This window comes from Fibrivirga algicola (assembly GCF_011742925.1).
GTDB lineage: Bacteria > Bacteroidota > Bacteroidia > Cytophagales > Spirosomataceae > Fibrella > Fibrella algicola.
In genome coordinates, this window is sequence record NZ_WAEL01000001.1 from 431,259 (window position 1) to 457,895 (window position 26,637).

At 52.0% G+C, this 26,637-nt stretch carries 21 protein-coding genes; 10 read left to right on the top strand and 11 right to left on the bottom strand.

The features are described 5' to 3' along the window. Positions 1-49 precede the first annotated feature (49 nt). The 3 genes from F7231_RS01735 to nhaD all read right to left on the bottom strand — a co-directional run bounded on the left by F7231_RS01735 (position 50) and on the right by nhaD (position 5,146). Positions 50-2,125, bottom strand: a complete 2,076-nt coding sequence (locus tag F7231_RS01735; protein ID WP_166690685.1) for an insulinase family protein — start codon at positions 2,123-2,125, stop codon at positions 50-52. Between the two features lie 152 nt (positions 2,126-2,277). After that, positions 2,278-3,699: a M16 family metallopeptidase gene (locus F7231_RS01740; protein WP_229369537.1), complete on the bottom strand. Its 1,422-nt coding sequence runs from the start codon at positions 3,697-3,699 to the stop codon at positions 2,278-2,280. A 148-nt stretch (positions 3,700-3,847) separates the two neighbouring features. After that, the gene (gene nhaD / locus F7231_RS01745; protein WP_085410246.1) at positions 3,848-5,146 is read right to left on the bottom strand and encodes a sodium:proton antiporter NhaD; all 1,299 of its coding nucleotides are present in this window, start codon (positions 5,144-5,146) and stop codon (positions 3,848-3,850) included. Between the two features lie 191 nt (positions 5,147-5,337). On the opposite strand from nhaD, the gene F7231_RS01750 reads away from it, so the two are divergent. Both F7231_RS01750 and F7231_RS01755 read left to right on the top strand, forming a co-directional pair. Beyond that, positions 5,338-5,607, top strand: coding sequence for a hypothetical protein (locus F7231_RS01750; protein WP_085414951.1), 270 nt, complete (start codon positions 5,338-5,340; stop codon positions 5,605-5,607). A gap of 76 nt (positions 5,608-5,683) precedes the next feature. Beyond that, positions 5,684-6,868 carry a DUF748 domain-containing protein gene (locus tag F7231_RS01755; RefSeq protein ID WP_085410245.1) on the top strand — a complete coding sequence of 395 codons (1,185 nt, stop codon included), beginning with the start codon at positions 5,684-5,686 and terminating at the stop codon, positions 6,866-6,868. A 60-nt stretch (positions 6,869-6,928) separates the two neighbouring features. Here the strand turns inward: F7231_RS01755 and F7231_RS01760 are convergent, their stop codons facing one another. Then, complete coding sequence (locus tag F7231_RS01760) at positions 6,929-8,104, bottom strand: cation:proton antiporter (RefSeq protein WP_166690686.1); 1,176 nt, start codon at positions 8,102-8,104, stop codon at positions 6,929-6,931. Between the two features lie 37 nt (positions 8,105-8,141). On the opposite strand from F7231_RS01760, the gene F7231_RS01765 reads away from it, so the two are divergent. The 4 genes from F7231_RS01765 (at position 8,142) to F7231_RS01780 (ending at position 11,804) form a co-directional block, all read left to right on the top strand. Further along, positions 8,142-9,197 (top strand): dipeptide epimerase, encoded by a 1,056-nt coding sequence (locus F7231_RS01765; RefSeq protein ID WP_166690687.1) that lies wholly within the window; start codon positions 8,142-8,144, stop codon positions 9,195-9,197. 37 nt (positions 9,198-9,234) lie between these two features. After that, the gene (locus F7231_RS01770) at positions 9,235-10,281 is read left to right on the top strand and encodes an aminotransferase class I/II-fold pyridoxal phosphate-dependent enzyme (protein WP_166690688.1); all 1,047 of its coding nucleotides are present in this window, start codon (positions 9,235-9,237) and stop codon (positions 10,279-10,281) included. Between the two features lie 133 nt (positions 10,282-10,414). Then, the gene (locus F7231_RS27205; RefSeq protein ID WP_208295511.1) at positions 10,415-10,945 is read left to right on the top strand and encodes a hypothetical protein; all 531 of its coding nucleotides are present in this window, start codon (positions 10,415-10,417) and stop codon (positions 10,943-10,945) included. A 37-nt stretch (positions 10,946-10,982) separates the two neighbouring features. Further along, the gene (locus F7231_RS01780) at positions 10,983-11,804 is read left to right on the top strand and encodes a lytic transglycosylase domain-containing protein (protein WP_229369538.1); all 822 of its coding nucleotides are present in this window, start codon (positions 10,983-10,985) and stop codon (positions 11,802-11,804) included. Between the two features lie 105 nt (positions 11,805-11,909). Here F7231_RS01780 and F7231_RS01785 read toward each other — a convergent pair whose 3' ends face one another. The 3 genes from F7231_RS01785 to mutS form a co-directional block, all read right to left on the bottom strand. Continuing rightward, positions 11,910-12,365: a YybH family protein gene (locus F7231_RS01785; protein ID WP_166690689.1), complete on the bottom strand. Its 456-nt coding sequence runs from the start codon at positions 12,363-12,365 to the stop codon at positions 11,910-11,912. Positions 12,366-12,444: 79 nt separating this feature from the next. Continuing rightward, entirely contained in the window at positions 12,445-12,996 is a 552-nt protein-coding gene (locus tag F7231_RS01790; RefSeq protein WP_085410238.1) for a YMGG-like glycine zipper-containing protein, read from the bottom strand. A gap of 163 nt (positions 12,997-13,159) precedes the next feature. Further along, positions 13,160-15,823: a DNA mismatch repair protein MutS gene (mutS, locus tag F7231_RS01795; protein ID WP_085410237.1), complete on the bottom strand. Its 2,664-nt coding sequence runs from the start codon at positions 15,821-15,823 to the stop codon at positions 13,160-13,162. Between the two features lie 155 nt (positions 15,824-15,978). Here mutS and F7231_RS01800 point away from each other — a divergent pair, with 155 nt between their 5' ends. The 3 genes from F7231_RS01800 (at position 15,979) to F7231_RS01810 (ending at position 18,169) form a co-directional block, all read left to right on the top strand. Continuing rightward, on the top strand, positions 15,979-16,521 hold the full coding sequence (locus F7231_RS01800) for an RNA methyltransferase (protein ID WP_166690690.1): 543 nt from the start codon (positions 15,979-15,981) through the stop codon (positions 16,519-16,521). 62 nt (positions 16,522-16,583) lie between these two features. Next, complete coding sequence (locus tag F7231_RS01805) at positions 16,584-17,096, top strand: hypothetical protein (protein ID WP_085414950.1); 513 nt, start codon at positions 16,584-16,586, stop codon at positions 17,094-17,096. A 179-nt stretch (positions 17,097-17,275) separates the two neighbouring features. Then, complete coding sequence (locus tag F7231_RS01810; RefSeq protein ID WP_085410235.1) at positions 17,276-18,169, top strand: sensor histidine kinase; 894 nt, start codon at positions 17,276-17,278, stop codon at positions 18,167-18,169. A gap of 83 nt (positions 18,170-18,252) precedes the next feature. On the opposite strand, the gene F7231_RS01815 is transcribed toward F7231_RS01810, so the two are convergent. From F7231_RS01815 to F7231_RS01830, 4 genes are all read right to left on the bottom strand, one after another. Next, positions 18,253-19,185: an alpha/beta fold hydrolase gene (locus F7231_RS01815; RefSeq protein WP_085410234.1), complete on the bottom strand. Its 933-nt coding sequence runs from the start codon at positions 19,183-19,185 to the stop codon at positions 18,253-18,255. Positions 19,186-19,379: 194 nt separating this feature from the next. Next, positions 19,380-23,273, bottom strand: a complete 3,894-nt coding sequence (locus tag F7231_RS01820) for a PVC-type heme-binding CxxCH protein (protein ID WP_085410233.1) — start codon at positions 23,271-23,273, stop codon at positions 19,380-19,382. 131 nt (positions 23,274-23,404) lie between these two features. Next, positions 23,405-24,514: a Gfo/Idh/MocA family protein gene (locus F7231_RS01825; protein WP_166690691.1), complete on the bottom strand. Its 1,110-nt coding sequence runs from the start codon at positions 24,512-24,514 to the stop codon at positions 23,405-23,407. Between the two features lie 70 nt (positions 24,515-24,584). Beyond that, positions 24,585-25,481: a sugar phosphate isomerase/epimerase family protein gene (locus tag F7231_RS01830; RefSeq protein ID WP_166690692.1), complete on the bottom strand. Its 897-nt coding sequence runs from the start codon at positions 25,479-25,481 to the stop codon at positions 24,585-24,587. 173 nt (positions 25,482-25,654) lie between these two features. Between F7231_RS01830 and F7231_RS01835 the strand changes: the two genes are divergently transcribed. Beyond that, positions 25,655-26,557, top strand: a complete 903-nt coding sequence (locus F7231_RS01835) for an AraC family transcriptional regulator (RefSeq protein WP_085410230.1) — start codon at positions 25,655-25,657, stop codon at positions 26,555-26,557. The last annotated feature ends 80 nt before the right edge of the window (positions 26,558-26,637 follow it).

The following is a 26,637-nucleotide window of genomic DNA, read 5'->3' on the forward strand; positions in this document are numbered from 1 at the left end:
GAAATGCCTCTGTGCGCCCTGTGGCTCATTTATTTTTACGCGATTGACCTTAGTTTACTTTGAAGTCAGCATCGGTCAGACCTTTGTTAACCTCTACCTTATCAACAGTAAGCGTTAGGGTCATCGGACCCATAGGCAGCTTGGTGATATAGGGAATTTTGACGCCGTTGACTTCTTTGTAGTTTTCGTAAGTCGTCGTTGCGGCAACTTCGCCCTGCGGTCCCTGCTGCATCACTGTCGACTGCAATTTTAGACCGGTGTTGGCATCATAATACGTAGTCCAACTGGCCCCGTTGATGCTATTGGTGATTTTGTAGGCGTCTTTACCGTCTATTTTCTCCGTTCCATCGAGTGTGCTGGTTACCTTATTGGCTGCGTAAGTCAGTTCAGGAAACAGGCTGCCCTGTGCCAGAGACAGATCGGCTTCTTTACCCTCCAGTTTCGCGGTGTTGCCGCGTAGGGTGCGCGATACTGTCTGTCCATCGCTCACGGTCTTCATCATTTCCGTGCCCATCACTGTCAAGGCCATCGCTGATTTGTTGGGCGATTTAGCCTTGCGGGTCATGGTCAGCTTATTGCCCTGAACTTCGCCAGTCATGTCAACGGTCATATCCTGAATTTTCATCAGTGCGTCCTTGCCGCCGATAGCTGCAATGTACTTATCGATCACCTGCTGAGCGTTAAGACCAACGGGCACGGCTTTGGCTGCCTGAGGTGCCGCCACAGGGTTGCCTTTGGCGTCGAAGTACTCAATCTCGCCAAAGCGTTTCAGTTTGTCAGCAATTTCGCTGGCTTTACCAACAACCACGATGATGGCGTTGTCGGGCTTGATAAACTGCTTCCCGGCTTTAGCTACATCGGCTTCAGTGATCGCGTCGACATACTTGAGGTAGTTCGGGAAGAAATCCTGCGGCAGGTTGTAGCGGGCCGTGTTGATAGCGAAGTTGGCGATAGTTTGCGGGTCTTCAAGGGTGAAAATGAAGTTACCACCGAACGCGTTCTTGGTCTGCTTTAGCTCGGCGGCCGTTACAGGCGTGGTGCTGATGGCCTTCAACTCGTTCATGATCTCGGCCACCGAACTATCAGTTACGGCGTTACGCACGCTGGCACTCGCCCGGAAACGACCAACCAGCCGGTCGCCCGACAGGTTCGAATAAGCCCCATAAGTATAGCCATGCTTCTCGCGCAGGTTGTTGAACAGGCGCGCCTCACCGCCACCCAGGATGTCGTTCATCACGCTCGCCAGAATGGTTTCCTGCGAATACGGCTTCAGCGCCACCGGATACACTACGCTAATCACCGACTGTACCGACGAAGGACGATCGACCAGCGCGATCTTAGTTTTACCGATCGGGGCCGGAGCCGTGTAGGTTGGCTTAGGTACGTCGGCACGCTTCCAGCTACCAAAAGCTTTTTCGACCAGCGTTTTGGCCTGAGCCGGGGTGATGTCACCCACTACCGCCAGATACCCGATGTTGGGCCGGAAATAGGTGTTGTAGTAGGCTTTTACATCAGCAATGGTCACGTTGTCGACGGTCTCTTCCGTCTGTTGCTCGCCGTAAGGGTGGTTTTTGCCAAACATCACGATGTTGGCAACCTTGGTGGCGATGGCGTTCGGGTTGTCTTTCTGCGAAGCCAGTCCCGATTTGGTTTGCTTTTTCAGCTTATCCAGTTCGGCCTGCGGAAATGCCGGATTCAGCACCATGTCCGACATGAGTTCAAACAGCTTACCGACGTTTTTGCTCAATGAGCGGCCATAAACGCTGGTAGGCGACGCACCGAGGTCAGCCCCGATAAAGTCAACTTCTTCATCGAGTTGCTCTTTGGTGCGGGTCTTGGTGCCGTTTCGCAACAACTGGCCGGCAAAGCCACTGACGCCCGCTTTGTCGCCTTCAAATAAAGGCTCACGGTCGAGGACGAGGCTCACCGCCACGCTGGGCAGTTTATGGTTTTCGACCACAAACACCTTCAGGCCGTTGGGCAGCACGAAGGATTCGGGTTTGCCGATCTTGATTTGCGGCGCCGGAGCGTCGGCAGGTAGTTTGCTCCGATCGAGCGTCTGGGCAAAACCACTGGCCGAAAGACCAAGTAGTGAAAGGCCCAGAAGAGTATGTTTGAATGTCATCTTTGTTGACGTCTTGAAAGTCATTATCTGTAAAGTGCTACGTCTCGAAGGTCGTTTTCTTTGGCGTGCCAATTGCTGCGTATGGACGATGCTCTACTAATTATGCAGTCACCTAAAACGGCATACCAGACGTTGTACTTCGAACGCTGGACTTATTTTTTGGGCAGGTAATACAACACCACACGATTCTCGGGCCGCAGGTACTGATTGGCTACCCGGCGCAGGTCTTCTTTGGTCACTTTGTTGTACCGGTCAATTTCCGTGTTGATCAGGTTGGCATCGCCGTAATACATTTTATAGTTGGCGAGGTTTTCGGCCACCCCAAAAATGCGGGCATTCTGACTCACGAAATTGGTCTCGATCTGGTTCTTGACTTTCGTCAGTTCAGCGTCGGTAACGAGTTCTTTCTTCACCCGGTCGATTTCAGCGTTTACGGCCGTTTCGAGGTCTTTCGGATTAACCCCCTGGTTGGCAATCGAGTACGTCAGGAATAAGCCCGCGTCTTCATTCGATACGGGGAAGGCGGCAGCCTGTACGGCTTTCTGCTGCTTATCAACGATCTCTTTGTTCATCCGTGAGCTTTCGCCCCCGGCCAGAATCGTCTGCAATACTTCAACGGCGTATGAATCGGGAGTGCCCTGCGCAGGAATGTGGTACGCCTGCACTACGGCTGGCAGCGTAATGTTGTCGTAGATAGTGTCGCGTACCTCTTTCGTCTGGGCCGGCTCTTTGATCGTTGGACGATAGATAGCCTTGGTGCCTTTCGGAATTTCGGCGAAGTACTTTGTTACCAGTGCTTTGGCCTGCTCAGGCTCAATGTCGCCGGCAATCGACAGAATGGCGTTGTTGGGTACGTAGAAGTCCTTATAGAATTGGCGGAACTCATCGATTGTGGCGGCGTTCAGGTGTTCGAGCGAACCGATAGGCGCCCACTGGTAAGGATGTTTCGTGTACGCATGTTTCAGTACCTCGGTGAAGATCGAGCCGTAGGGCTGGTTGTCGATCCGCTGGCGTTTTTCTTCCTTGACAACTTCGCGCTGTGTCTCAACCCCTTTCTGATCGATTTTAGCGTGCAGCAACCGCTCTGACTCGAGGTACAGGCCCAACTCCAGTTTGTTGGAGGGCATTACCTCGTAGTAGAACGTACGGTCCTGGCTGGTGTTGGCGTTCAATTGACCACCGTTCCCTTTGACGATCTTCATGTATTCGCCCCGCTTGATGTTCTCGGACCCTTCGAACAGCAGGTGCTCAAAGAAATGAGCGAAACCAGTACGGGTTGTCTGTTCATTTTTAGACCCCACATGGTACATCATGGTTACAGCCACCAGTGGCGTGCTGTTATCCTGATGCAGAATAACATGGAGCCCATTGGGTAGGTCAAATTCCGTAAACTTAATGCGGGCTCCAGTAGCTGCCGCCGCGGCGGATGTTACACCAGTAGATGCTGCGGCATTGGCGGCACCAGCCTTGACAGCGGCCTGTGCGGGCGAGGGTTTTGCCGCTTTCTTCGACTGGGCCGGGGCCTGAACAGAGAGGCATGCACCAGCGGCCAGCAGCCATAAGGTTCGTTTCATAGATAATGGCTTTTCAGTTATTGATTCGAGTTGCCGGTTGGCAGACTATAAAAATAAAACCCAGATGTCACTTAGCGCAACGTCTGGGTTTAAGGATTACATGAAAGGAAACCAAAGCCAGTTGAACGGTCAGTTACCCTCAACGTTGTTAGTTGAACAGCGCCATTTGGGCCAGGTACGTACCGGCCCCGGCAAGGTAACCTAGTAGGGCCAGCCAACTGATTTTTCGAAGATACCAGCCAAATTCCAGCTTTTCCATCCCCATAACAGCCACCCCGGCCGCCGAACCAATAACCAGCACACTGCCACCTGTGCCAGCGCAGTAGGCCAGAAATTCCCACAGTTTATTATCGGTTGGGTACGTTTGCAGGTCATACATTCCCATGGTGGCCGCTACAATGGGTACGTTGTCGACCACGGCCGAAACCAGACCGATCAACAGCACAATAACGTCCAGATTCCCCACCGATTCGTTTAGGTACGTTGCCATAGCACGCAGGCCACCCGTGGCTTCCAGCGCGCCAACGGCCAGCAGAATACCCAGGAAAAACAAGACGCTCGGCGTATCAATGTTTTGCAGCGCATAGGCCGGTGTCAACGGCTCGCGGGCGGCTTCATCTTTGTCTTTATGAATAATCTCCGAAGCCAGCCAGATAACACCCAGAGCCAGCATGACGCCCATGTAGGGCGGCAAGCCGGTCAGGGTTTTGAAAATGGGTACGAATAGCATGCCGCCGAGCCCAATCGACAACATCAGACGGCGGTCGCGGCGGGCAATCTGATTAACATAGGGGCGGCTGGCCCCATCTTCGTCGGACGTGGCGACAAATGAGGTGCTGCCTGCCGGATAGCGAAAAGTTACGATCAGGAGTGGTACCAACAAAGCGACCGAACTGGGGAGCAATACAGTCTTGATGATGTTGGCCGTGGTGATCTGACCGCCAATCCAGAGCATGGTCGTCGTTACATCACCAATGGGTGACCAGGCTCCCCCGGCGTTGCAGGCAATGATGGTCATGCCGGCCATCAAGCGCCGCTGGTCGGGGTCACGGATAAGCTTACGCAGCACCGAGATCATCACAATGGCCGTGGTGAGGTTGTCGAGCAGGGCCGACAGGAAAAATGATAAGGCGCAGGTGATCCAGAGCAGCGTGCGGGTATTGCGGCTGGCAATCCGGTCAGTAATGAGCGTAAAGCCTTCGTGGGCATCAATCAATTCAACGATCGTCATGGCCCCAAGCAGGAAAAAAAGAATAGCGGCAATGTCGATCAGGTGGTGGCCTAATTGTTCGCCCACGACATGGTGATCAGGTTCCGATACCGCGTAAATTGTCCAGCAGAGTACGCCGGTAATCAGGGCCGTGGCCGTTTTGTTAATGTGAATGACGTCTTCAAGTGTTATGAGCAGGTAGCCAATCAGGAAAACGAGTAGTAACGTAGTGAGCATGGTAACTGGAACAAAGGAGTACAGCCCAGGAGGCGCTTGACGAACGGTGAATTATTTGGCAATGTGCCCGCGTTTATTGAGTAACCTCTGGCTATATGTGAAGGCAAGAGTACAACTCCTTTCTTAATTGACCACTGCTAACTGGTAATTGTTCATTGATCCTTGTCATTCCCTGGTTGTGGGTCAATGGTATGACCATCTGGCCATTTGTACTGGTACGAAGGCCCAACCCATCGGCCCGATTGCTCAACCATGAGCGAATTCACCTGCGCCAGCAACTCGAGCTGGGCGTTGTGCCTTTCTATCTATGGTACTTCGCCGAATATGGCTATTGGCGTCTCAAAGGTCGGGATCATTACGAGGCGTATCGGGCCATTTGTTTTGAGCGTGAGGCATTTGATAACGACGACAACCTAACGTATCTCAACAAAAGACCAATCTGGGCGTTCTTAAAAGCGTAGTTAGCAGTACTCGCCGCACGCAGGTCGGGGGCGGTGAGCTACTACATCGTGCCAATCTCACTATACGCTCAACGTCTTGAAACGCTCTGTCAAAATTATCATTGCCATTGTGGCCCTGCTCGTTGTGGCCCGGCTTCTGTTGCCCTGGTTTGTACTCAGGTACGTTAATAAAACGCTGGCCGATATGGGTGACTATACCGGTCATGTCGACGATATCACTATTTCGCTGCTACGCGGAGCCTACCAGATTGAAGATCTGGTTATCAAAAAAGAAAACGGCAAGATTAAAGAGCCGTTTGTGAAAATTCCCCGGTCAGACTTGTCTATCGAATGGAAATCGTTGCTGAAAGGGCGCCTCGTCGGGGAGGTTGAGTGCTATAATCCGGAGCTGAACTTCTCATTCACCAACAATGAAAGCACGCGCCAGACTGGCGAAGGCGCTGACTGGACACAGGTAGTGACTGATCTGCTGCCAATTCAAATTAACCGGTTTGCTGTCATCAACGGCCGGGTCGATCTACTTAAGCTCTTCACCCAAGCTAATGCCGATCTGTCCTTGCTAAAGGTAAATGGCGAATTGCGCAACATTCGAAATGTCGAGGAGAAAGCCGGTAAGCTGCCCTCACCTGTTTGGTTGACGGGCGACGTACCCGGCTATGGCGGTAATATGCGGTTCGATGCCAATATGTACCTGTTGAAGGACGTGCCGGACTTTAATTACGACATGAAATTTACGGATTTACAACTGGTAAAGCTGAATCCACTCGTACGCGAATACGCTAACCTGGACTTTGAAAAAGGAACTATGAGTGTGTTTTCGGAAATGGCGATGAATGGTGGCAAGTTGAACGGCTACCTAAAACCGCTTACGAAAGACATGACCATTTTCCGGTTGAAAGAACCCGGCGAGAAACGCACTATTGGCCGATTCTTCACGGAATTACTAGCTGAGGCGGGTTCGGAAGTGCTTGAAAATCAGAAACGGGATCAGGTAGCAACCCGCGTACCACTGACGGGTACTGTCGAAAATATTGACACCCCGATTTGGCCTACATTGTTCGGCGTATTGCGCAATGCGTACGTACAGGCCTTCGAGCAGAAGTTCGACAATGACGTTACGTTTAAAGATGCGCTCCAGAGTTTCAAGGAAGATTTCAAAGAGAAACGGGCCGAGCGCAAAGCCGAACGGAAACAACGCCGTGCCGAACGAAAGGCTGAGCGCAAAGCCAAACGGGAAGCAAAGAAGCGGGAGAAAAACTAGGTAAGGAGCCGCGGCTTGTTGAAACGTCAGCCAAACCGGCCATGCGTATCGCCTCATGCATCAACCCTCCCCTGGCTTATGGCGAATAGTGCCTATAGCCATCAGGATAGCACTAAGGATTACGACAAGTGTCAGGATGCCTTCGCGGAAACCAGTAAGTTTAAGCGCTTGCGGAATATTGAGGTAGAGTAAGATCGTGATCAGGCCACGCGGGGCTATCCAATTGAGGGGGCGCCAGTCGCCGGGGTAAATAGCCCGCAGCAGGGGCCAGCGCACCAGAAAGATGACAATCAGGAACAGCGCACTGACAATCAGCGCGTCGGTGTCGATGAGGGAGGAAAGGTTGGTGGCGTAGCCGAAGAGCAGGAAGAAAAATGTCCGGACAATGAAAGCACCTTCAGCCGTAAGATTCTTGAACTGATCGAGTTCCTGCTCAAACAAGTCGCTCTTGAAGGTTCGGGCCAATCGACCACGAATAAACAATTCGTTGTTATTCAGGAATAACCCGAAGATCAGCACCAGCAGCAGCGAAGACAGTTCGTAGATATTGGCAATGGCGTAAACCAGCAGTAACACCGAAATGATGGGCAGAAACTTAACCGGATGGTTGATCCGACCGATCAGGTAAAGCAGTGCAAAACAGCATATCAGCGACACTACGCCCATTGTGAGGGTGTCGCGAATAAACCCAAATGTGGCCCCCAATACTGATATGTCGCTTTCGATCAGAAAGTTATACAGCATGATACTAATGATAGCCGCGAAGGAGGTCTCATACGTAATAAATTCCCGCTTCTCGTGGGAGAGCGGTCGAACAGCCTGACCGGCAATGGAACTACTGACAATGCTGAACGGCAATGCATTGATCAGGCATTTGTAATACGATTCGTCGAGAAGCAGAAAGAGCATCGTGGCAAGCACCAGCGTGGTCAGCACAATGGAGGCAAGGGCCATGAGGCCGGTTCGCCGCACCAGGCTAAGGCGCTCAGGCTGAATGTCGAGGTCAAGCCCACCTTCCAGCACGACCAGTATCAGCGACAACGTACCCAGTGTAGACAGCGTCGGCGATACGTAGGGCACCTGAATGTTGAACGAGTTGGTCAGCAGGCGGAGCAAGACACCCATGAGCAGCAGCAGCAGGATAGGCGGCGTTCGAAACCGACTGCTCAACAGGTCGAACCCGTACGATACCAGCACAGCGGTGCTCAGGGCAATGATCAGGTAAGAGGTGTTCATGAATGGCAAGTTAGGCCCGATTGCGTAATTTGACGGCATGGAATTGTTGCTACACCGATTCGACCTTCGTCTGCGTCACACATTCACCATCGCCCACGACAGCCGTGACGTACAGGAAACGCTGGTTGTTGAACTTCGGGATGGAGATCTTAGTGGCTTCGGCGAAGCGACCGCCAATGCTTACTACGGCATCACGATTGACCGTATGATCACTGACCTGGGCCAGCTTCGCCCTCAGATTGAGGCTGGTGACTGGGCCTCGGCTGAAGCACTTTGGGCACAGTTGCACGATTCGCTGAAGACAAATCCGTTTGCTCAATGTGCTCTCGACGAAGCCGCCCACGACCTGATGGCGAAGCGGGCCGGAAAGCCGCTGTATGTGCATTGGGGACTCTCCATTGGCCAGATTCCGCTCACTAACTTCACTATTGGCCTCGATACACCAGAAGTGATGCTTAGCAAGATGCAGGAAATGCCGTGGCCGTTATACAAAATCAAACTGGGGCGTGGTGACGATGACCTGGCGCTGCTTCGGCTGCTCCGGCACCAAGCCGATGCTCGCTTAGCTGAGCGTGACTGGACGCCGCCCGGTCCTGTTCGCTTTCGGGTTGATGCGAATTGTGGCTGGACCGCCGACCAAACCCTGGCCTATGCGCCAACGTTAATTGATCTGGGCGTAGAATTTATTGAACAGCCACTCCCTGCCGACGACTGGGCTGGAATGGCCCGGCTGCGCGCCGACAGCCCACTGCCAATCATGGCCGATGAAAGCTGTATTACGGAGGCGGACGTGGCCCGATGTGCCGATTATTTCCACGGTATCAACATTAAATTAACCAAGTGTGGCGGTCTCACTCCAGCCCGGCGCATGATTGCTGACGCCCGGCAACGGGAGTTACGCGTGATGGTTGGGTGCATGACCGAATCGAGTGTGGGGATTTCGGCCATCGCGCATTTGCTACCCTTACTTGATTACGTAGATATGGACGGCTCCCTACTCATTACGAATGACCCTGCCACCGGCGTTACTTTCGACTACGGTCAGGTACGTTACGCTGCCGAAAATGGGACGGGTGCGGCCTTGGTAGGCTAACAGCAAAGTAAAGTTGAGACAGTAATAGACAGCGTTTGTGAATCAATTCGTTACAGTCGATCAGTTGCCTGGCCGGACTATCCGGCATGAAGGGCGCGAATACCTTTTTTTCTCGGGAACCTCGTATCTCGGTATGGCCCAGAATCGGGCTATGCAGGAATTACTAGCCGAAGGGGTGTCGCGCTATGGCCTCCAGTTTGGGTCGTCGCGAAACGGAAATCTACAATTACAGGTGTTTGCTGAGGCCGAGGCGAAATTAGCCAAATCGGTAGGAGCACCGGCTGCGCTGACGGTGTCGTCGGGTATGCTGGCCGGGCAGGTCGTTGTCGATTGGCTGGCTGGCAGAGTTGGCCCAAATGCCGCTGGCTATCAAGCTCTCGGAACCCACCCGGCATTATGGCACCCCTTGCTGACGGCATCTGTGAATTGGTCGGCTGGCGAGAACAAAACTCGCTGCCCAGCCTATATTCTCTCCAATTCGGTCGATGCCATCCGGTCAGAAACATACTCGTTCGACTGGTTGACTACGTTGCCTGCCAACCAACCCTGCTATCTGGTAGTCGATGATTCGCACGGGATAGGCGTGTTGAATGGTGGCCGGGGCATCTGGACGCAGTTGACCGCTAAACTTCAGCACCACCCGCAGGTGCGGCTGATTGTTACGGCTTCTCTTGCCAAAGCAATGGGTTTACCGGCCGGGGTTGTTTTTAGCGATGCGGATACGTTGGCCAGCTTACGACAAACAGCTTATTTCGGTGCGTGTTCGCCCATGCCCCCTGCCTATGCGCACGCATACCTGAGTGCCGACGCGCTATATGCCGAAGCATACACGCAATTGACCAGCAATGTAGCACAGGCTCAGGAGCGGCTTAGTAGCACCGGCCTGTTTAGACAAGCAGCAGGATACCCGGTTTTTTACACTGATCGTGACGAATTAGCGCCTTATCTGCTCAAAAAGGGTATTTTCGTCTATTCATTCGCTTATCCTACCGCCGCCGATAAAGCCAATACACGGGTCGTTATTAGTGCCTATCACCAGCCCGAGGATATAAACACCCTGGCTGATGTACTGCTACACTACTAAAGCAGACAACGCCGCAAAGAGTATCTGTGAGTGCGTTAATGAATTATTTGGTTAATTTATTGACCGTTGTGTATGGAATAAAGGCTGTTTCGTTATCAAAGAAAAAATAGCTGATAAACCCTTGTCGAACGCTATGAAAACACTTTCTCCTGCCCAGATAGATAACCTTCGTACTCACCTGTATAAGTCGGGTGCTACGCCTTCGCAAGCTGCGTCTCTACTGCCTCTGTTTGGTCAGGAAGTGGAGCATTTTATGTGGATAGGGCTGCCGTATGAGGCTGCCCTCGATAAAGTGCACCTTGAAGCAGAATACAATCCCGTACAATACCTGCGCGAGAAGCACGCCAACGCCCTGGTCACGTCAGATGAAACGCTGAATGAGCTGGATCTTGATGAAATTGTCTTTGCCAATCGAAATAAGAGTTATGGTGCTTACGATCTGCGAAAGGCGTATAATCGGGCTGTAGTGAATGCCTTGCTGATGACGCTCGGTATTGCTTTGATGGTTTTAGCAGCTATGGAAGCCTATCAGCAAGGAAAATGGGTGTATGCAAGTTGGGGTGGTGGTGCCTGGATCGCAGGTATTTTTCTGGTTGCTTTTGCCGGTTTTCGGTTCTATATCGAGCGTATTACGCTGACTATGAAGGACGAACAGGGAATCTAAATTCGTGCAGGGCACTATTTCTACTTGGTGACGCGTTATGTCTATTCACCAAGTAGAGTATGTTTTGATTAAACGAGTTGGTTTTTCCTTGCTGATGGCATTTGCCCGGCCCGCTGCCGTGGCAGCCACGAACATCACCACTGCGCCTGTTGCGCCTAAAGAAAACACCCGGGATCAACCCAGCTTACTGGTTGTTAATAACCCAGCTACTACGTTAACCGGCCCTGCGTGGCCAGATGGAAGCAGCCTGCTGCCTATCGAAACCGACTTTCCACTTCTGGATGTCAATTTTTGTGGTGAATCGATGCCATTCGATCAGGCTGACGTTGTCTCGCGCTGGAAACACGTCTTCACGTTGTTCCGGCCACAGTCGCCTAAGATAGACGCCTTGCAGAAACGGGCTAATGCCTTTTTCCCAATGGTTGATTCTACGTTGGCAGCCTACGATATACCTGCCGATTTTCGGTATATACCGCTGGCTGAAAGTGGATTGAGCCCACATGCAGTGTCGCCGAAGGGAGCAGGCGGATATTGGCAGTTGATGCCTGCTACTGCTCGGGAATTAGGCCTGAAAGTTGGTGGAAAACGTGACGAACGTTTCAACGCCCAGAAAGCGACCGTGGCTGCCTGCAAATACCTGCGGAAGCTATACACTCAATTTGGGTCCTGGTCGTTGGTTGCCGCGGCCTACAACGTGGGGCCTGGGTACGTGAAACGGCAATTGCAAAAACAGGCCAGCCGGGATTATTACCAGTTAGCCTTACCCCGCGAAACCAGATACTACTTGTTTCGGGTACTTGTTTATAAGGAAATGCTCTCACGGCCAACTGATTACACGGCTTTTTTGTCAGGCGTATAGAATTACCTGCACCTTGATTCGCCCAAGCAATCATAGCAATGGCCCCCAATCAGAAATCAAGTATGTTTCTGATTGGGGGCCATTGCCGTATAGGTCAGTTCAACCTTATTGTCTTGCCTGAACGGGCAATCCTTCGAGTTGAGCGTAGCTTAATTTCCAGCTCTCATCTTCGCCTTTCTTCCAGAGAAGCATAAAATTTCCTTCTCCTACGCCACGGGGTTCGCCTGGCGCTTCGGGCAGCACATCAACCGAGAACGTACCTGCTTCGTAAGCTATCTTACTATCGGCCGCCGTACTGATCGTGCTGGTTTTCAGGTTGCTAATCGTTGGTAAAGTTGCCCGAACCCATTTTTCGGCTACTTCAGATTTGCCCGTAAACCGGGTTTCTCCCTGTAAAAACTGGACGTTATCGTCGAGCAGGCCAACTACCTTATCAGTTTCCTTATTGTTCCAGGCCTGAATAAATTGCTGATTCAACGCTTCTACCTGTGCAGGTTCGCTCCCTTTCTTGCACGAAGCAAATAGAAGTGTAAGCGCGAAAAGTTGGATGATCGTCTTCATAGGAAATGGTGTTTATATTGTGGATAAAGTACCAACAAGTCTCATTGAAAGACTTGTTGGTTTGCTATCAATCGGCTGGTTACCAGCTTTTACGACGGTACTCTGAGGTTGGGTAAGCCGTGTTTGGTTCCCCATAGGCTGTGTTTAGCAGATAGCCGTTCCGGACCAGCGGGATCGTGACGGGTTCAGGGGCAGCCAGCAATGAGTTCTGCGCTAGGGCAGCAGCGCCAACGGCACCCGCAGCCGCAACGGGCGCAGCAGCACCCACACTCGATTTGCGGTTCGACGTACCTGAGCGTAGCTCGCGGTTATCATCGTTACGGGCCGTGCGGGCAGCAAATTCCCGATTTTCGGCAGCACGCGCAGCCGCAGCTGCTTTTTTGTGACGATTGTCGATCACTTTACCTACGCCATAACCAGCAGCGGCACCAACGGCTAAGCCTACCCCCGTACCTACTTTACGGTCGCGTTTGTGAATAATCGCCCCGGCGACGCCACCCACACCGGCACCAATGGCGGTGCCTTTAGCCTGGGGGCTCCATTTGCGTTTGAAAACACTCTGTGCATCAGCAAACGAACTAATAAAAATGGCCAGTAGCAGTGCTAAGGCAGTATTGCGTTGAGTTTTCATCTCTACAAGTTGTTTTTAAAGCGTGAATAAACATTGTTTCACCTTGGACAGAATGCTGTTCTCAAGGTTTAACCAACTAGTAATTCAACCCTATATTCAACGTAGGATTACTCACGATTGTTTGTAAATCGAGCGTAGACACCGACTGGTTTACAAGTGCTTGCTACTCCAGCATCTTCAGTAACTCGTTCAGTTTCAGTAATGCTTCGATCGGGGTGAGTCGGTTCACGTCAATGGTACGGAGCTTGTCTTTGATTGCCTCTGACTTAGGGTCACCTGCTTCAATAATACGGAGTGCCAACTCACGCTCGTTGCCCGGGCCCGCCTCACGAATGGCCTCTTTATTGCCCTCGCGCTGGTGCGACGCCTCTAATTGGGTCAGGATCTGGGCGGCCCGTTTTACGACATTACCGGGCATACCCGCCATCTGCGCTACGTGAATACCAAACGAGTGTTCGGAGCCCCCTTCTTTCAGCTTACGCAGGAAAATGACCTTGTTGCCCACTTCTTTCACCGCTACATTATAATTCCGGATGCGGGGCAGATCGGCGGCCAGGTCGTTCAGTTCGTGGTAGTGGGTAGCAAATAGCGTTTTGGGGCGACAGTCCGTGTTATGCATGTATTCGGTAATGGCCCAGGCAATGGAGACGCCATCGTAGGTGCTGGTGCCGCGACCGATCTCGTCCATCAGCACCAGGCTGCGCTCGCTGAGGTTATTCAGGATACTGGCCGTTTCGGTCATTTCGACCATAAACGTACTTTCGCCCCGCGACAGGTTATCGCTGGCACCTACCCGCGTGAAAATCTTGTCGACAATACCCAACTCAGCTGACGAAGCGGGTACAAAGCTGCCCGCCTGTGCCATAAGCACGATAAGGGCTACCTGTCGCAGTAAGGCCGACTTACCCGCCATGTTGGGGCCGGTAATGACAATGATCTGCTGGGTTTCATCATCCAGATGCACATCATTGGGTACGTAGGGTTCACCGGGTGGTAACTGCTGTTCGATCACCGGGTGGCGGCCATCTTTGATCGTCAGGGCTTTACCGTCGTTCAAGACGGGCCGGACGTACTTGTTTTTCACCGCTACTTTGGCAAACGAAGAGAGTACGTCGAGCACTGAAATCGCGCGGGCATTCTGCTGAATGGCTGCCACATATTCACCCGTAGCGGCTACCAATTCGCCAAACATCCGCGATTCAATACTGAAAATCTGGTCTTCCGCGTTCAGGATCTTTTCTTCGTAGACCTTCAGTTCGGGCGTGATGTATCGTTCTGCATTCACCAGCGTCTGTTTACGAATCCAGTCGTCGGGAACGCGGTTTTTGTGGGCGTTGGTTACTTCCAGGTAATAGCCGAAAACCTTATTATAGGCAATCTTCAGCGACGTGATACCCGTACGCTGTACCTCTCGATCCTGCAGCTGCAACAGGTATTCCTTTCCCGAGTAAGCCAGCTTATGCAGTTCGTCGAGTTCTTCATTGATACCCGTCCGGATCATATTGCCCTGGTTAGAGAGCACCGGTGGGTCATCGCGTAGTTCGGCTTCGATCCGGTCGAGCAGGAAAGAGAGGGGATTTAGTTGATCGGCGTACTTTTTCAGCGGGCCGGCATCCCGCCCCGACGAATCAGTATGCTGACTTAGTGCCGTAATCAGCATTTCCTTAATGGGCAGTACATGCTGCAACGATCGCTTTAGCTGTACCATTTCACGTGGGCTTATCCGCCGCACGGCTACTTTAGAGACCAGTCGTTCCAGGTCGCCGATCTGTTTAAGGTGCGTCAGCATGGCGTCGAGCAGGTCGTCGTCTTGATGGAGCAAAGCTACCAGATTGAGTCGTTCATCGATTAGGGCGCGGTCTTTCAGGGGCAGCATCAGCCACTTGCGCAGCAGACGCGCACCCATTGGCGTTACCGTCTGGTCGAGGATCTGGATCAGCGGAATACCACCTTCCTGCTGGGCCGCCACGAGTTCGAGGTTACGGATCGTGAAGCGGTCGAGCCAGACGTACCTGTCTTCCTCCAGCCGGGTCACACGCTGAATGTGCTGGAGATCCTTATGTTCGGTTTCGTTGAGGTAATGCAGAATAACACCGGCCGCAATGATGCCGTCGGGCAGGCCATCAATACCGAATCCCTTGAGCGACGTCGTCTGAAAATGCTGACGCAGGTAATTGTAACCAAAGTCGTAGGTGAATGCCCAGTCTTCGAGCGTAAACGTATGAAATTTGTCGCCGAAGAGCGTGCCGAACTCGGCCCGGTTGCGTTTGCAATACAGTACTTCGGCGGGATTAAAGCTTTGAAGTAGCTTGTCGATGTAGGCCGCGTTTCCCTGTGAAGCCAGAAATTCACCTGTTGAAATATCGAGGAAAGAAATACCGAACTCGTCGACTCCCTTACCGAAATGAACGGCGGCGAGGTAATTGTTTCGCCGGGTATCGAGCACATTATCGTTGAAGGAGACCCCCGGCGTCACCAGTTCAGTAACGCCCCGCTTCACAATGCCTTTGGCCATAGCCGGGTCTTCAAGCTGATCACAAATGGCTACGCGTTCGCCTGCCCGAACCAGTTTGGGGAGGTGCGTGTCCAGCGAGTGGTGCGGAAAACCAGCCAGCTCTTCGTTCGACCCGCCGTTGTTGCGCTTGGTGAGCGTAATACCCAGAATACGACTGGCTTTTACGGCATCTTCCCCAAATGTTTCGTAGAAATCGCCCACCCGAAACAGGAGCAGCGCACCGGGATACTTGGCTTTTACCTGATTGAACTGCTTGTTGAGCGGTGTTTCTTTGGCGGGTTTTTGAGGCTTGCTGGGCGTAATTGTCTTCACTAAAATTGGCTACAGTAGTTTAAACAAATTTAACCAATTTGAGCCGGTAAAGGAAGCTTTTATGAAAACAGTGGACGACCCTCAGGCACAGGTCCTACCCGGCAGATTACACTTGATAACCGTATGCTGTAGGTATCTGTTGTTACTTTGCCCTTATGAATACCCCACGCAAACTTAGCCTTGAGGAGTTGAACCGGTTATCGGTCGATGATTTTAAAGCTGCCGAGAAGTTCCCGTATTGCCTGTTGCTCGACGATATCAGAAGCTTGAACAATGTAGGTTCTGTGTTCAGAACGGCCGATGCATTTAGGGTAGATATACTCTATTTATGCGGCATAACCGGTACGCCACCACATCGTGATATTACCAAGACCGCAATTGGCGCAACCGAATCGGTCTCGTGGCAGCATGCGCCTGATATCGACGCATTAGTGGCTGATTTACAGCTACGTGGCTATGTGATTGTGGCCGTTGAGCAGGCAGCAGGTAGCGTCCCACTACCTGATTTTGTGCCAAATCATGGCACAAAATATGCCTTTGTATTTGGCAATGAAGTGATGGGCGTTCGCAATAGTGTAGTAGAACAGGCAGATTATGTCGTGGAAATTCCTCAATTTGGCACCAAACATTCCTTGAACATAGCCGTTACGGCAGGAGTTATCTGCTATGACTTCGTCAACAAGATAACAAAGACGTAATGCTAAGCTTTTATTTGACACCTACAGTGTGTAGCTAGTTAGGGATTTTCCTTTACATGATCATGACAAAAAGTAACAAGAAACAAAGCCCAACAAAGGCCTTGGCAGCCGATATCGTCGTTGCTGTTGAAACAAAAGTAGCTGAAGCGGGAGAGGCTACTAAAAAAATAAAAAAGGCGATCGAGAAGGCCGCTGAGAAGTTGGCGAAGCGATTGAGCAAGCTTACCGAGAAAGAATCGAAGCAACTTGCCAAGTTAACAGAGAAAGCAGCGAAGAAAGAAGAGAAAAAAGCGCATAAAGACGCGAAAAAGGCAATCAAGAACGCTGCTAAAGCAGAGAAGAACGCTGTTCGGGCGAAAGCAAAGAAGGAGAAAAAAGCAGCGACCGAGCCCACGCCATCCCTCAAGGCAGTGCCCATGCCCCCAGCTACCCCTGTAGCAACTCCTACCAAGCCTAAGGCACCTGCCCGGCCCAAAGCCCCAACCGCATCGCCCACGCGCAAACCTGCGCCAGCCAGTACCAGTAAGCCTGCAACTGCTGAACCTGATCCTTCAGCGGAAGAGGCTGTATCTTAAATCTTAATAGGCTAACCTATAAGTAAAGTATATTATTAGTAGCCCGCATTGCCGGGCTTCTTTTATTAATAACACAATATGACTGCTTGTTTGTGACGGAAACTTATAACTTTACGTCTATAGCCCTACTGTTTAGCCTGGCTGGGCTATGTAACCACCGTACCTGAATCTGGTCGCCTATGAACAATATAGCTACGTATGTTTTGCGTAACTGGTACTATGGCCTGCTTATTATTGCCGCTTTTGGGCTGTCAACTTGGTTTAGCACCGAAATTGATCGGCTAGGTTGGTACGTATGGGCAGCTTCAGCAGCTTTGCTGCTCACAGTTTGCTTCCTGATATGGCGGCATTCCCGTGAGCACAATATGCCGTATGTGCACAAAGAGGTGCTTGATACGATTGTTCACGAATTTCAGACGCCTATCTCAGCAATCAAGATGGCTGCTGATATTCTGGCTACGCCTTTTGGCCGTTCCTCGCAGGAGCGTACCGATAAGTATATCCATATTATTCAGGAAGAAACACAGCGGCTACAACAACAGGTTGATGTCATGCTGAGTTTGGCGCGTGCCGACCGGGATCGACTGGCGATAAACGTCGATGCCGTAAATCTGCATGAACTGATTAAATCGATTGCCGAGCGACATGGCCCTTATCTGAAGCTTCGGTTACAGGCAACGCAGCCGATCCTGATGGCCGACAGACTGCATCTCACGAATGTATTGCACAACCTGCTTGATAACGCCGTAAAGTACAGTCCGGGTGAGCCCGAACTAATTATTCAGACAGAAGGTGATCGATCGTGTCTGATGGTAGCGGTGATTGATAGGGGGCTGGGCATTCCCAAGCATTTACAGCGTAAGGTTTTCAAGCCGTTTTATCGAGTCAGCGAAAATAATCAGGGGAGTGTAAAAGGATTTGGCCTCGGGTTAAGTTACGTTCAACGCATCGTTGAAGCGCATGCCTGGCATCTTGAACTGGTAAGCGAAGTAGGGAAAGGCAGCGAGTTTAAAATCCGTTGTCCCAAAACGTCAATGGCTCCTACAATCCATCTAGCAGAGACAAGAACGTAGCCGTATAGTTCACAAATAAGATCGGGGTACGTAGCAATCAGTTGTTCGCTACGTACCCCGATCTTATTTGTGGCCTTACTGGGTTAGTAAGTCACCGCCGACGAAGGCTGGGTTTGATCTTTATAGCTTCCTTCTTCTACAAAACTCAGGAGGTCCTGATTGAGTTGATCTCTGTCTGTCACGAAAAGTCCGTGTGGAGCCCCTTCATATACTCTGTACTCTGCCTGAGGCAGTAACTCGTGCGACTTCTCACCCGATGACTCAATGGGGACAGTTTTGTCGGCATCACCGTGAATGATGAGCGTAGGCACTGTAATTGTCCGCATCTCATCACGGAAGTCAGTGGTGGCAAACGCACCTGCCGCATCAAGTGTAGCTTTTGGCGAAGCCAGTGATGCCAGTAGGAAATCGTGGTTCAGATGGGCCTGGCTCACCGGGTGGCTCATCAGACCAACTCCGTAGAACTGTTTAGCGAAGGTTTCCAGGAAGGCGTACCGATCTTTTTTCATGTCTTCGGTCATCGAATCAAACGTATCTTGAGGTACGCCATCCGGATTATCATCGGTCTGCAGCATATAAGGAGTAACGGCACTAACCAAAACAGCTTTGCTTACGTTGGCACCACCATGACGGCTGAAATAACGGGCTACTTCACCGCCACCCATTGAGAAACCGACCAGTACGACATTGTTGAGGTTCAGTTCATCGATAACGGCTTTCAGGTCATCTGCAAATGTATCGTAGTCATAACCACCCCAGGGTTTCGATGATTTACCGAAGCCACGACGGTCATAGGCTACGCAACGGTAACCGCGATCGGCGAAATAGGCGACCTGGCTTTCCCACATTTCGTGGCTCAATGGCCACCCGTGGATAAAAACGATGGTTGGCTGAGTAGTTCCGCTCGTGAACGAGGAAGGAGTAGATGATGAAGTCGAAGATGGACCAGCTACGTCCTGAACAAACAGGTTTACAGGCTCACCAAAACGGGTGTCATTCGTTTGAATATAAGGCATAACGTTATTGAGTAGGGGTTTGTATACTCAACCTGTAGAACCAGTGTAGCTACATACAGTTGGCTTATCTGAGCCAGTGGGAAACCGGTTACTACTAATAAGGAAACGGTTATCGGGTAACGGAATGGTCCATATAGCGCTGGACCAAATCTGCTACCCGATAACCGTTTCCTGTTACTGGTATCTACTGCTTATTACTTAGCTGCTGCCGCTGCTTTAGGCGCTGCTGTTACCGTCATGACGCCGTTCATGATACGCCAGTGACCGGGGAATGTACACAGATATGGGTAATCGCCAGGCTGATCGGGAGCTTTGAACCGCAACCGCACCGTCTGATTCGGATTCACCAGGGCCGTAGCGGCCAGAATATCCGATGACTCAGGTACGTAGTTTTTCTCAGCACCGTCTTTGGCTGTAATCATGGCATCGGCCAGTTTACCAATCCGATCAGTTGATTTAGGCTTGCCAACCACCAGGTTATGCTGCATCGCGTCGGGGTTTTCCAACACTATGATTACCGTTTTACCAGCTGGTACGCTAAAGGTTTTTTTGTCGAAGCGCATCTCTTCACGCACTGTCTTCATCTGAATCACCAGCGCGTCGGGGTCCATGTCGGCGTTGGGGTCACGCATACCCCAGGCTTCAAGCAGGCGATTCAGGCGCGGACGGGCATCTTCTGGGAGACTGGTGTTGATGCTGGCCAGCAGGGTCTGCTGGTTTTTACCCAGAACTGGCTGTGGCTGCTGGCCATCGCCAGGCCGTTGCCGACGCATGAAGGGGTACCCGTCTGATAAGCCTTTCACCAGGGCCGTTGCTTCGTCGTTGTCGAGTTTCGTTGCTTTCTGCAACATCATCACCATCGAATCGGGCGTGGCGGTTGAGGCGTAGGCGCGGGCGGCCCGTTCCAGCGCTACCGTGCGCAGCTGAGCTGGAGCCCGGAACGTAATTTTGGCCGTGTGGTTATTGTTCCGACGGTCAGCATCCGTAAACGTAACATCTTTGTCAATGCTGATCACGAGGTTGTAGTCACCGGCTTTTTCGCCCATTACAGACAGATCTCCAACCCAGGGACCATTGTTAGTCCGGGTAATGGCTACTGTTTCGCCCGGCGCAATACCCGCATTGAACGTACGGCTGATGAAATCGACCTTGGGTCCGGCGGTAGCTGCATTGCTACCCTCGAAGCGAATGTTCAGCGGGACGATTGTACCTTTTGGCAGCGCTTCAGTACCCTGGTTGGTGATATAAATAGTCGTACGGGCTGGTTCCCGAACAGTAGGCCGTAGCGGTTCTGTTACTACTTTGCTCACCATCAGATCAATGCCATTCACTTTGCGTAACGTAGCTGCCGCCGTTGGCTGAGTAGCTGGTTGCTCTACGGGCGCGGCTGTGCTGGCCATTGGTCCATGCTGGCTATGGTCCATACCGGCATGCATACTGGCTGTGGCACCAGAAGCGGCACCCGTTGCAGCAGGCTTGCTGATCGAACCAAGCCACTGATGGAGCAGGCGGGCATTGTTGCTGTTAAACGCACAGGCAAACGCATCGGGAAGCCACCGGTCATCGTTTCCTTTTGTCTCGCGCAGACGGGTCAATACGGCTTCGTCGGTTGCCGGGCTGGCCGGTGCTTCGCTCAGGGCAAGCAAACTGTTCAGCACAACAAGTGGCTCTGCATCATACAAAGCCCGTTGTGCCAACAGCGTCGTTGTTCCTGCGCTGGTACGGGGCATAACCTGAACCGCTGTTTTACGCACACCGGCGCAAGGGTGTTTCAAAGCTTTCTCCAGTTCATTGGGCGAAATAGCACCTAGTCCGTGGAGCGTCCATAGCGCGTGAACAGCTGGGGCATTGATACCGATCTCGTCGACGGACGGATCATTTACAATGGCCCAAAGCTGAGGCGCCACATCTTTATTACCACGCTCAACCAACATACGTTGTGCGTGCATGCGCCAGAACTGATTCGTATTTTTCAACGCAGATACCAGGCTGGCCGGGTTGTTCCGATCCAGCTTGGGAGCCGTGTAGGTAGGTGCTTTGCTATACCCAACCCGGTAAATACGGCCATGCGTAAAGTCACGAAGAGGTGTTTCGTAGGCGTTGCCAGATCCATTCTTGAACCCTTGTGGCACTGGGTTATGCTGGATGATGTAGCTATACCAGTCGGCTACCCAAACAGCGCCGTCTGGTCCTACTTCGGCAAATACGGGGGCGAACCACTCGTCGGCACCAGCCATCAGGTTGAAGCTACCCGCACCGGTTTCGGCATCTGAGAAGTCAGAACCCTGTTTCACCATTCGGTTCTGGTGAACAATGTGGCCGGTTGGCTCACTAACAAAGGCTACCTGGTTCCAGTATTCTTTTGGGAACGCCCGAGCGGTGTACAGGTTGTGACCCGCCGCTGCCGTAAAGCCGCCAAATACGTCTACCTGACGTACCCGCTCGGTAATAGGCTTCATATCCTTGTGGGTATCGGTGCTGCGACCGCCAAGCATCGTACCTGGACGGGCATTGAACGATTTGTTTGGAATGGCCATATACCAGCCGTGGCTGTTGTTGGCGGTAGAGCCAAATACGTTGCCCGTTTCGTCGAAACCAAGTCCCCAAGTATTGTTTGAGGTGTTAGTCATGTACTCGAGCTGTGAACCGTCAGGCTTAAAGCGGAAAAAGCCCTGGCTGAACCGAAGCGTGTCTGGATTGTTGCCCACCACGCCTTTGAAACCTGAATAGCCTACGCTACCCCATACCCAGTTATCGAAACCATAGTGCAGGTTGCTTGGTCCGGCGTGGGTGTCAAACGTACCGAAGCCTGTGAACAGAATCTTCTTTTCATCGGCTTTATCGTCGCCGTTGGTATCACGTAGATACAGCATATGCGGTGCCTGCGACACCACCAGCCCGCCATTGGCAAAGGCCATACCCGTTGGGATGCTCAGGCCGTCGGCGAAGTTGGTAAACTTATCCGCTTTGCCGTCGCCATCGGTGTCTTCGCAGATCACAATCGAATCGGAGCCACCTTCGGGTTTACGCTCGTTGGGGTAATCCTTGGTAATCAGGACATAGAGCCGGCCGCGATCATCCCAGGTCATGGCAATCGGGTGCATCACGTTAGGCTCGTGCGCGAACAGGTTCATCGTAAAATCGACCGGCACCTGAATGTGCTTCATCGATTCTTCAGGCGACAGGGGCAGTTGCTCCATTTGCTCGCCAGGGCGCTTTTCGTAGTTTGGCAGGTTAGCCGCCTTGTACGCAAACGCCTGTGGCTTCAGGTCGTCGTGCTGCTTTTTCACTACATCGCCTACTGCCCACAGAATGCCGCGTTCCAGCAACTCTTGAAAAGCAGGCTGTCCCCAGGTACGTTCGTCATGTCCGTAGGCGGTGTAGAATACGCGGCCTTTTCCGTAGGTACGTGTCCAGGTGTAAGGTTCTTCGGTAACGCCTGGCTTGTCTTTTGCCTGATCGGCCTTGATTTCGCGAACGGCCAGCACGTTGTTGTCGGCCTGAAGGTGCGTGTGCAGGTACGTTTCGTCAAACGCTTTGAACGAAGCCAAACCGTTTGTCAGTGCGTTGTTCGGCTGCGTAAACCGGGTCTGGATCGTATCCATCCGGTGCCGCCAGAACTGCCCGCCAACTACCTTGTCGACGTACTCGGGTGAATTCCGGAAACAATAAGAAGCGCAGTGAACCGGTATAACGCCATGACCGGCCGCCACATAGTCGAGCAGGGCGCGCTCCTGTGGCTTTGGAATGGTGTCCCAGTTCGCGTAGATCAACAAGCCATCGTACTTCGCCAGATTGTCGGCGTTGAGGTCGGCCAGCTTGTCGGTATACGTGATGTTGATGCCCTTGCTTCCTAACGCCGCCATCAACTGCGGAACCCGTTCGATGGGTTTGTGGTGGCCGTTGTCGCCCAGAAACAGAATTTCCGTGCGGCGTGGGCCACTCTTCCGCGCCGACGAAGACAGGGAACTGGTTGTTGAATTACCGTCCATCTCCTTCACAACCCTGGAAGGAGTACGGGTGCAGTTTGCCAGTACCAGCGTTGTGAGCGCGGTTACCAGCAATGATCGGTTTAGTGAGAAAGCCATGAGCTATACATCGTTTTTCAAGTTGACTGGGTCAGTTGGGTTGGGGTATTGCCTACTAAAGGTATAGACACTGGTTACGAGGCTGTTTGCCTGCTCTAACTCAGTGTCTCTGGGCCAATACCCGGCATATATCACTCAAAGTCAGGTAATTTCATTATCTCACCACCCCGCATGGCCGACTCGTGGGCCAGAATGCCAACGCTTGTCCAGTTGGCCGATTGAGCCGCGTTCGGGAATGGATCGCGATCGTCGGTGAGGGCCGTCAGGAATTCGTGTACCATGTGGGGGTGCGAGCCGCCGTGCCCACCACCCTGCGTAAACGAGAGGTGTTGCGTTTCGTCGGCATCGTATACACCTTTTGTGGTAAAACGCTGAATTTCGGCTGGCAGCAGGTGTGCGTAGTCGGGCACGGTTACTTTCTCCGGAATTTCAGGTTCTGGCTTCTTCGCCGTATGAATTACTGGCTGCTCGTCTTCGATCAGTTGCCACTCAAACGACTTCTTATCGCCATACACCTCGAAGCTTTCGCGGTACTGACGGGCAACGTCGAATAGCGACCGGTACACATAAGCTGACAAGTCGCTGTTTTTGAACTTGATGTGCGCCGACTCGACGGCAAATGGCGAATTGTGAATAGCCGCTAGCTCGGGGCGGATCGTGCCTGAACCAAAGCAGGAAACGTAGTCGGCTTCCAGACGGAGCAGACCCGCAACGGGACCAACGCAGTGGGTGGCGTAGTGCATAGGAGGGAGGCCCGGCCAGTAATCGGGCCAGCCATCCATATCCTGCTGGTGGCTGGCTTTCAGAAACTGCACCTTACCCAATTCGCCTTTCTCATACATTTCTTTGACAAACAGAAACTCGCGGGCATAGACCACAGTCTCCATCATCATGTATTTCATGCCGGTTTCACGCGTTACCCGCACGATTTCCTTACACTCGTCAACGGTGGTAGCCATCGGAACGGTGCAGGCTACATGTTTACCCGCACGCAGGGCTTTCAGGCTTTGCTCAGCGTGGTTCGGAATGGGTGAGTTGATATGCACGGCGTCGACGTTGGGATCGGCCAATAGTTCGTCATAGCTACTATACCGCACGTCAATCCCGTAGGCATCGCCGATTTTGTTCAGACTCTCAACGTTTCGCTGGCAAATGGCATACATATTGGCCAACGGGTGGCGCTGATAAATTGGAATAAACTCGGCCCCAAATCCCAGGCCTACAATGGCGATGTTAATCATTATAAAAGTGTAAAAAAGGAGTTAAACGTAGAGTTGTCCGTCAGCATGGTGCAAAAGCAGATGCGTTTTCTTAAACCGCTGTGCTTACCGCGATTCTGTGTTTTAGTTTGTTTTTCAGTACGTCGGTCAAATACGCGTAGCCGTCTCTGGCCAGTTGCTCGGGCGACGTGAACATAGGCCGGAAAATATGGGTGGCAGCAGCCAGTTCGGGTGGATTAACGCCAAACGCTTCAATCGCCAGCGGACCGGAATAATCGACATCGGCTAATGTCTGAAGTATGTTGGTAAAGTTTACCTGCCCTTGTCCGGGTGTCGACCGGTCGTTTTCTGAAAGCTGCACGTGTACCAAGTAGGGAGCCAGAGTTCGGATGGCATCGGCCACATTTTTTTCCTCAATGTTGGCGTGGAAGCTATCGAAAGCCGCACGGCAATAGGGATGGTCTACGGCTTCAATGTAGCGCCGGGTGTCGTCGGCGCAGGTGAGCAGGTACGTCTCAAATCGGTTGAGCGATTCGATAGCTAGCATAACACCTCGTGTCTGAGCATGCTCAGCAATGGCATACATGCTTTCTACCGACCAGGCCCACTCGTCGGCCGTAGCGGGCTTCCCGGAAAAAAGTTTGAAACCTGCGAAAAACGGTCCCATCAAAATTGATGATTCGGCCGCCGCCGAGCAATCAACGATCTGCTTTAGGTACGTTACGCCCGCTTTCCGGACAGCCGCGTCGGGACTGAGCAGAGTCAGTGCAGGCGGCAGCAATGAACAGGTTTGCACATCGAGTCCCAGGGCCGATGCCTGTCGGCCAAGCCGTTGCCACTTTGCCAGATTGGGCGATTCACCGGGTGTAGTACCGACTGGCATTTCCACAAAGTCAAAACCTGTTTGCTTCAGATACGCCAGCGTACCCGAAAGGTCCTCATCCATGGTCATCGTCCAGGTAAACAGGTTCATGCCAAGCCGATTCATACGTAGTTGGTTATAAGGTTCGTACTACTGATTCAGGAAATATTTCTACAAAGCTATCTTTGTTCTATTTATGTAGTTGGCCTACTTTTATCTAATATTGACTTTATTTTTGCAACTACACAGAAGTAAAAGCTACGATCCTGTTAATTCATGCATACTCTTAGGTTTAAATTATGAAATCTGCCCTACGAAAGGACATTGAGTCGGGTATTGGTTCGTTCGTTGTTAGAGACCTGATCGAGCCACACTTCGATCCAAACTGGCATTTTCATCCGCACTATCAACTGTTTCTGGTTGAAGAGGGAACCGGTACCCGTTTTATAGGTGATTCCATTCGCCCTTTTGCCCCTGGCGATCTGGTTATGATCGGGCCCGATTTACCCCATCTATGGCGTAGTGATCAGGAATATTTCGTGCCTAACTCTGGTTTACAGACGCACGGACTGGTCGTTTATTTTACCGAAGATTGCCTGGGTACCGATTTTTTCAATAAACCGGAAATGAATCGCATCCGGCAGCTACTCGACAATTCGCGTCAGGGCTTAACCTGGGTGGAAGAAACCCATGAGCAAACCATTGTTGCGCTTAGAAAGCTGGTTGTACAAGCGCCTACGTTTCGGCGGGTGCTCGATTTCCTGGCTCTGCTCGACGACCTAGCCCATGCCACTGATGCCCAGCTTATTACAAGCGCCAACTACAGTAACCCTATGAAGCCCGCTGACGCCGACGAAGGCAGTGCTTCGTCTCAGGCGTACCGGCGCATGCAGGCCGTGCATACGTACGTATTGACGCATTTTCACGAAGCCATCAAGTTAGACACCGTAGCCGACCTAGCTGGGCTCACTCCGTCTGCATTTTGCCGGTACTTCAAGGTGCGAACCAACAAAACATTCGTTGATTTTGTAACGGAGATCAGGATTGGCCACGCCTGCAAATTACTGTTGAACAGTGACTTGTCTATCTCGCAGATTGGTTACGAAAGCGGCTTTCGCACCATGTCGAATTTTAACCGCCAGTTCCGGGACGTAACCGGACAGACCCCCTCACAGTACGTGAAAGCAATGGGAGGAGTGTAGGTTGGTTTGGTGTTTGGTGTTTGTCGTTTGAGGTTTGTGGTTGCGCTGCCATAGCACCGCACCAGTTGGTTGATCAACAG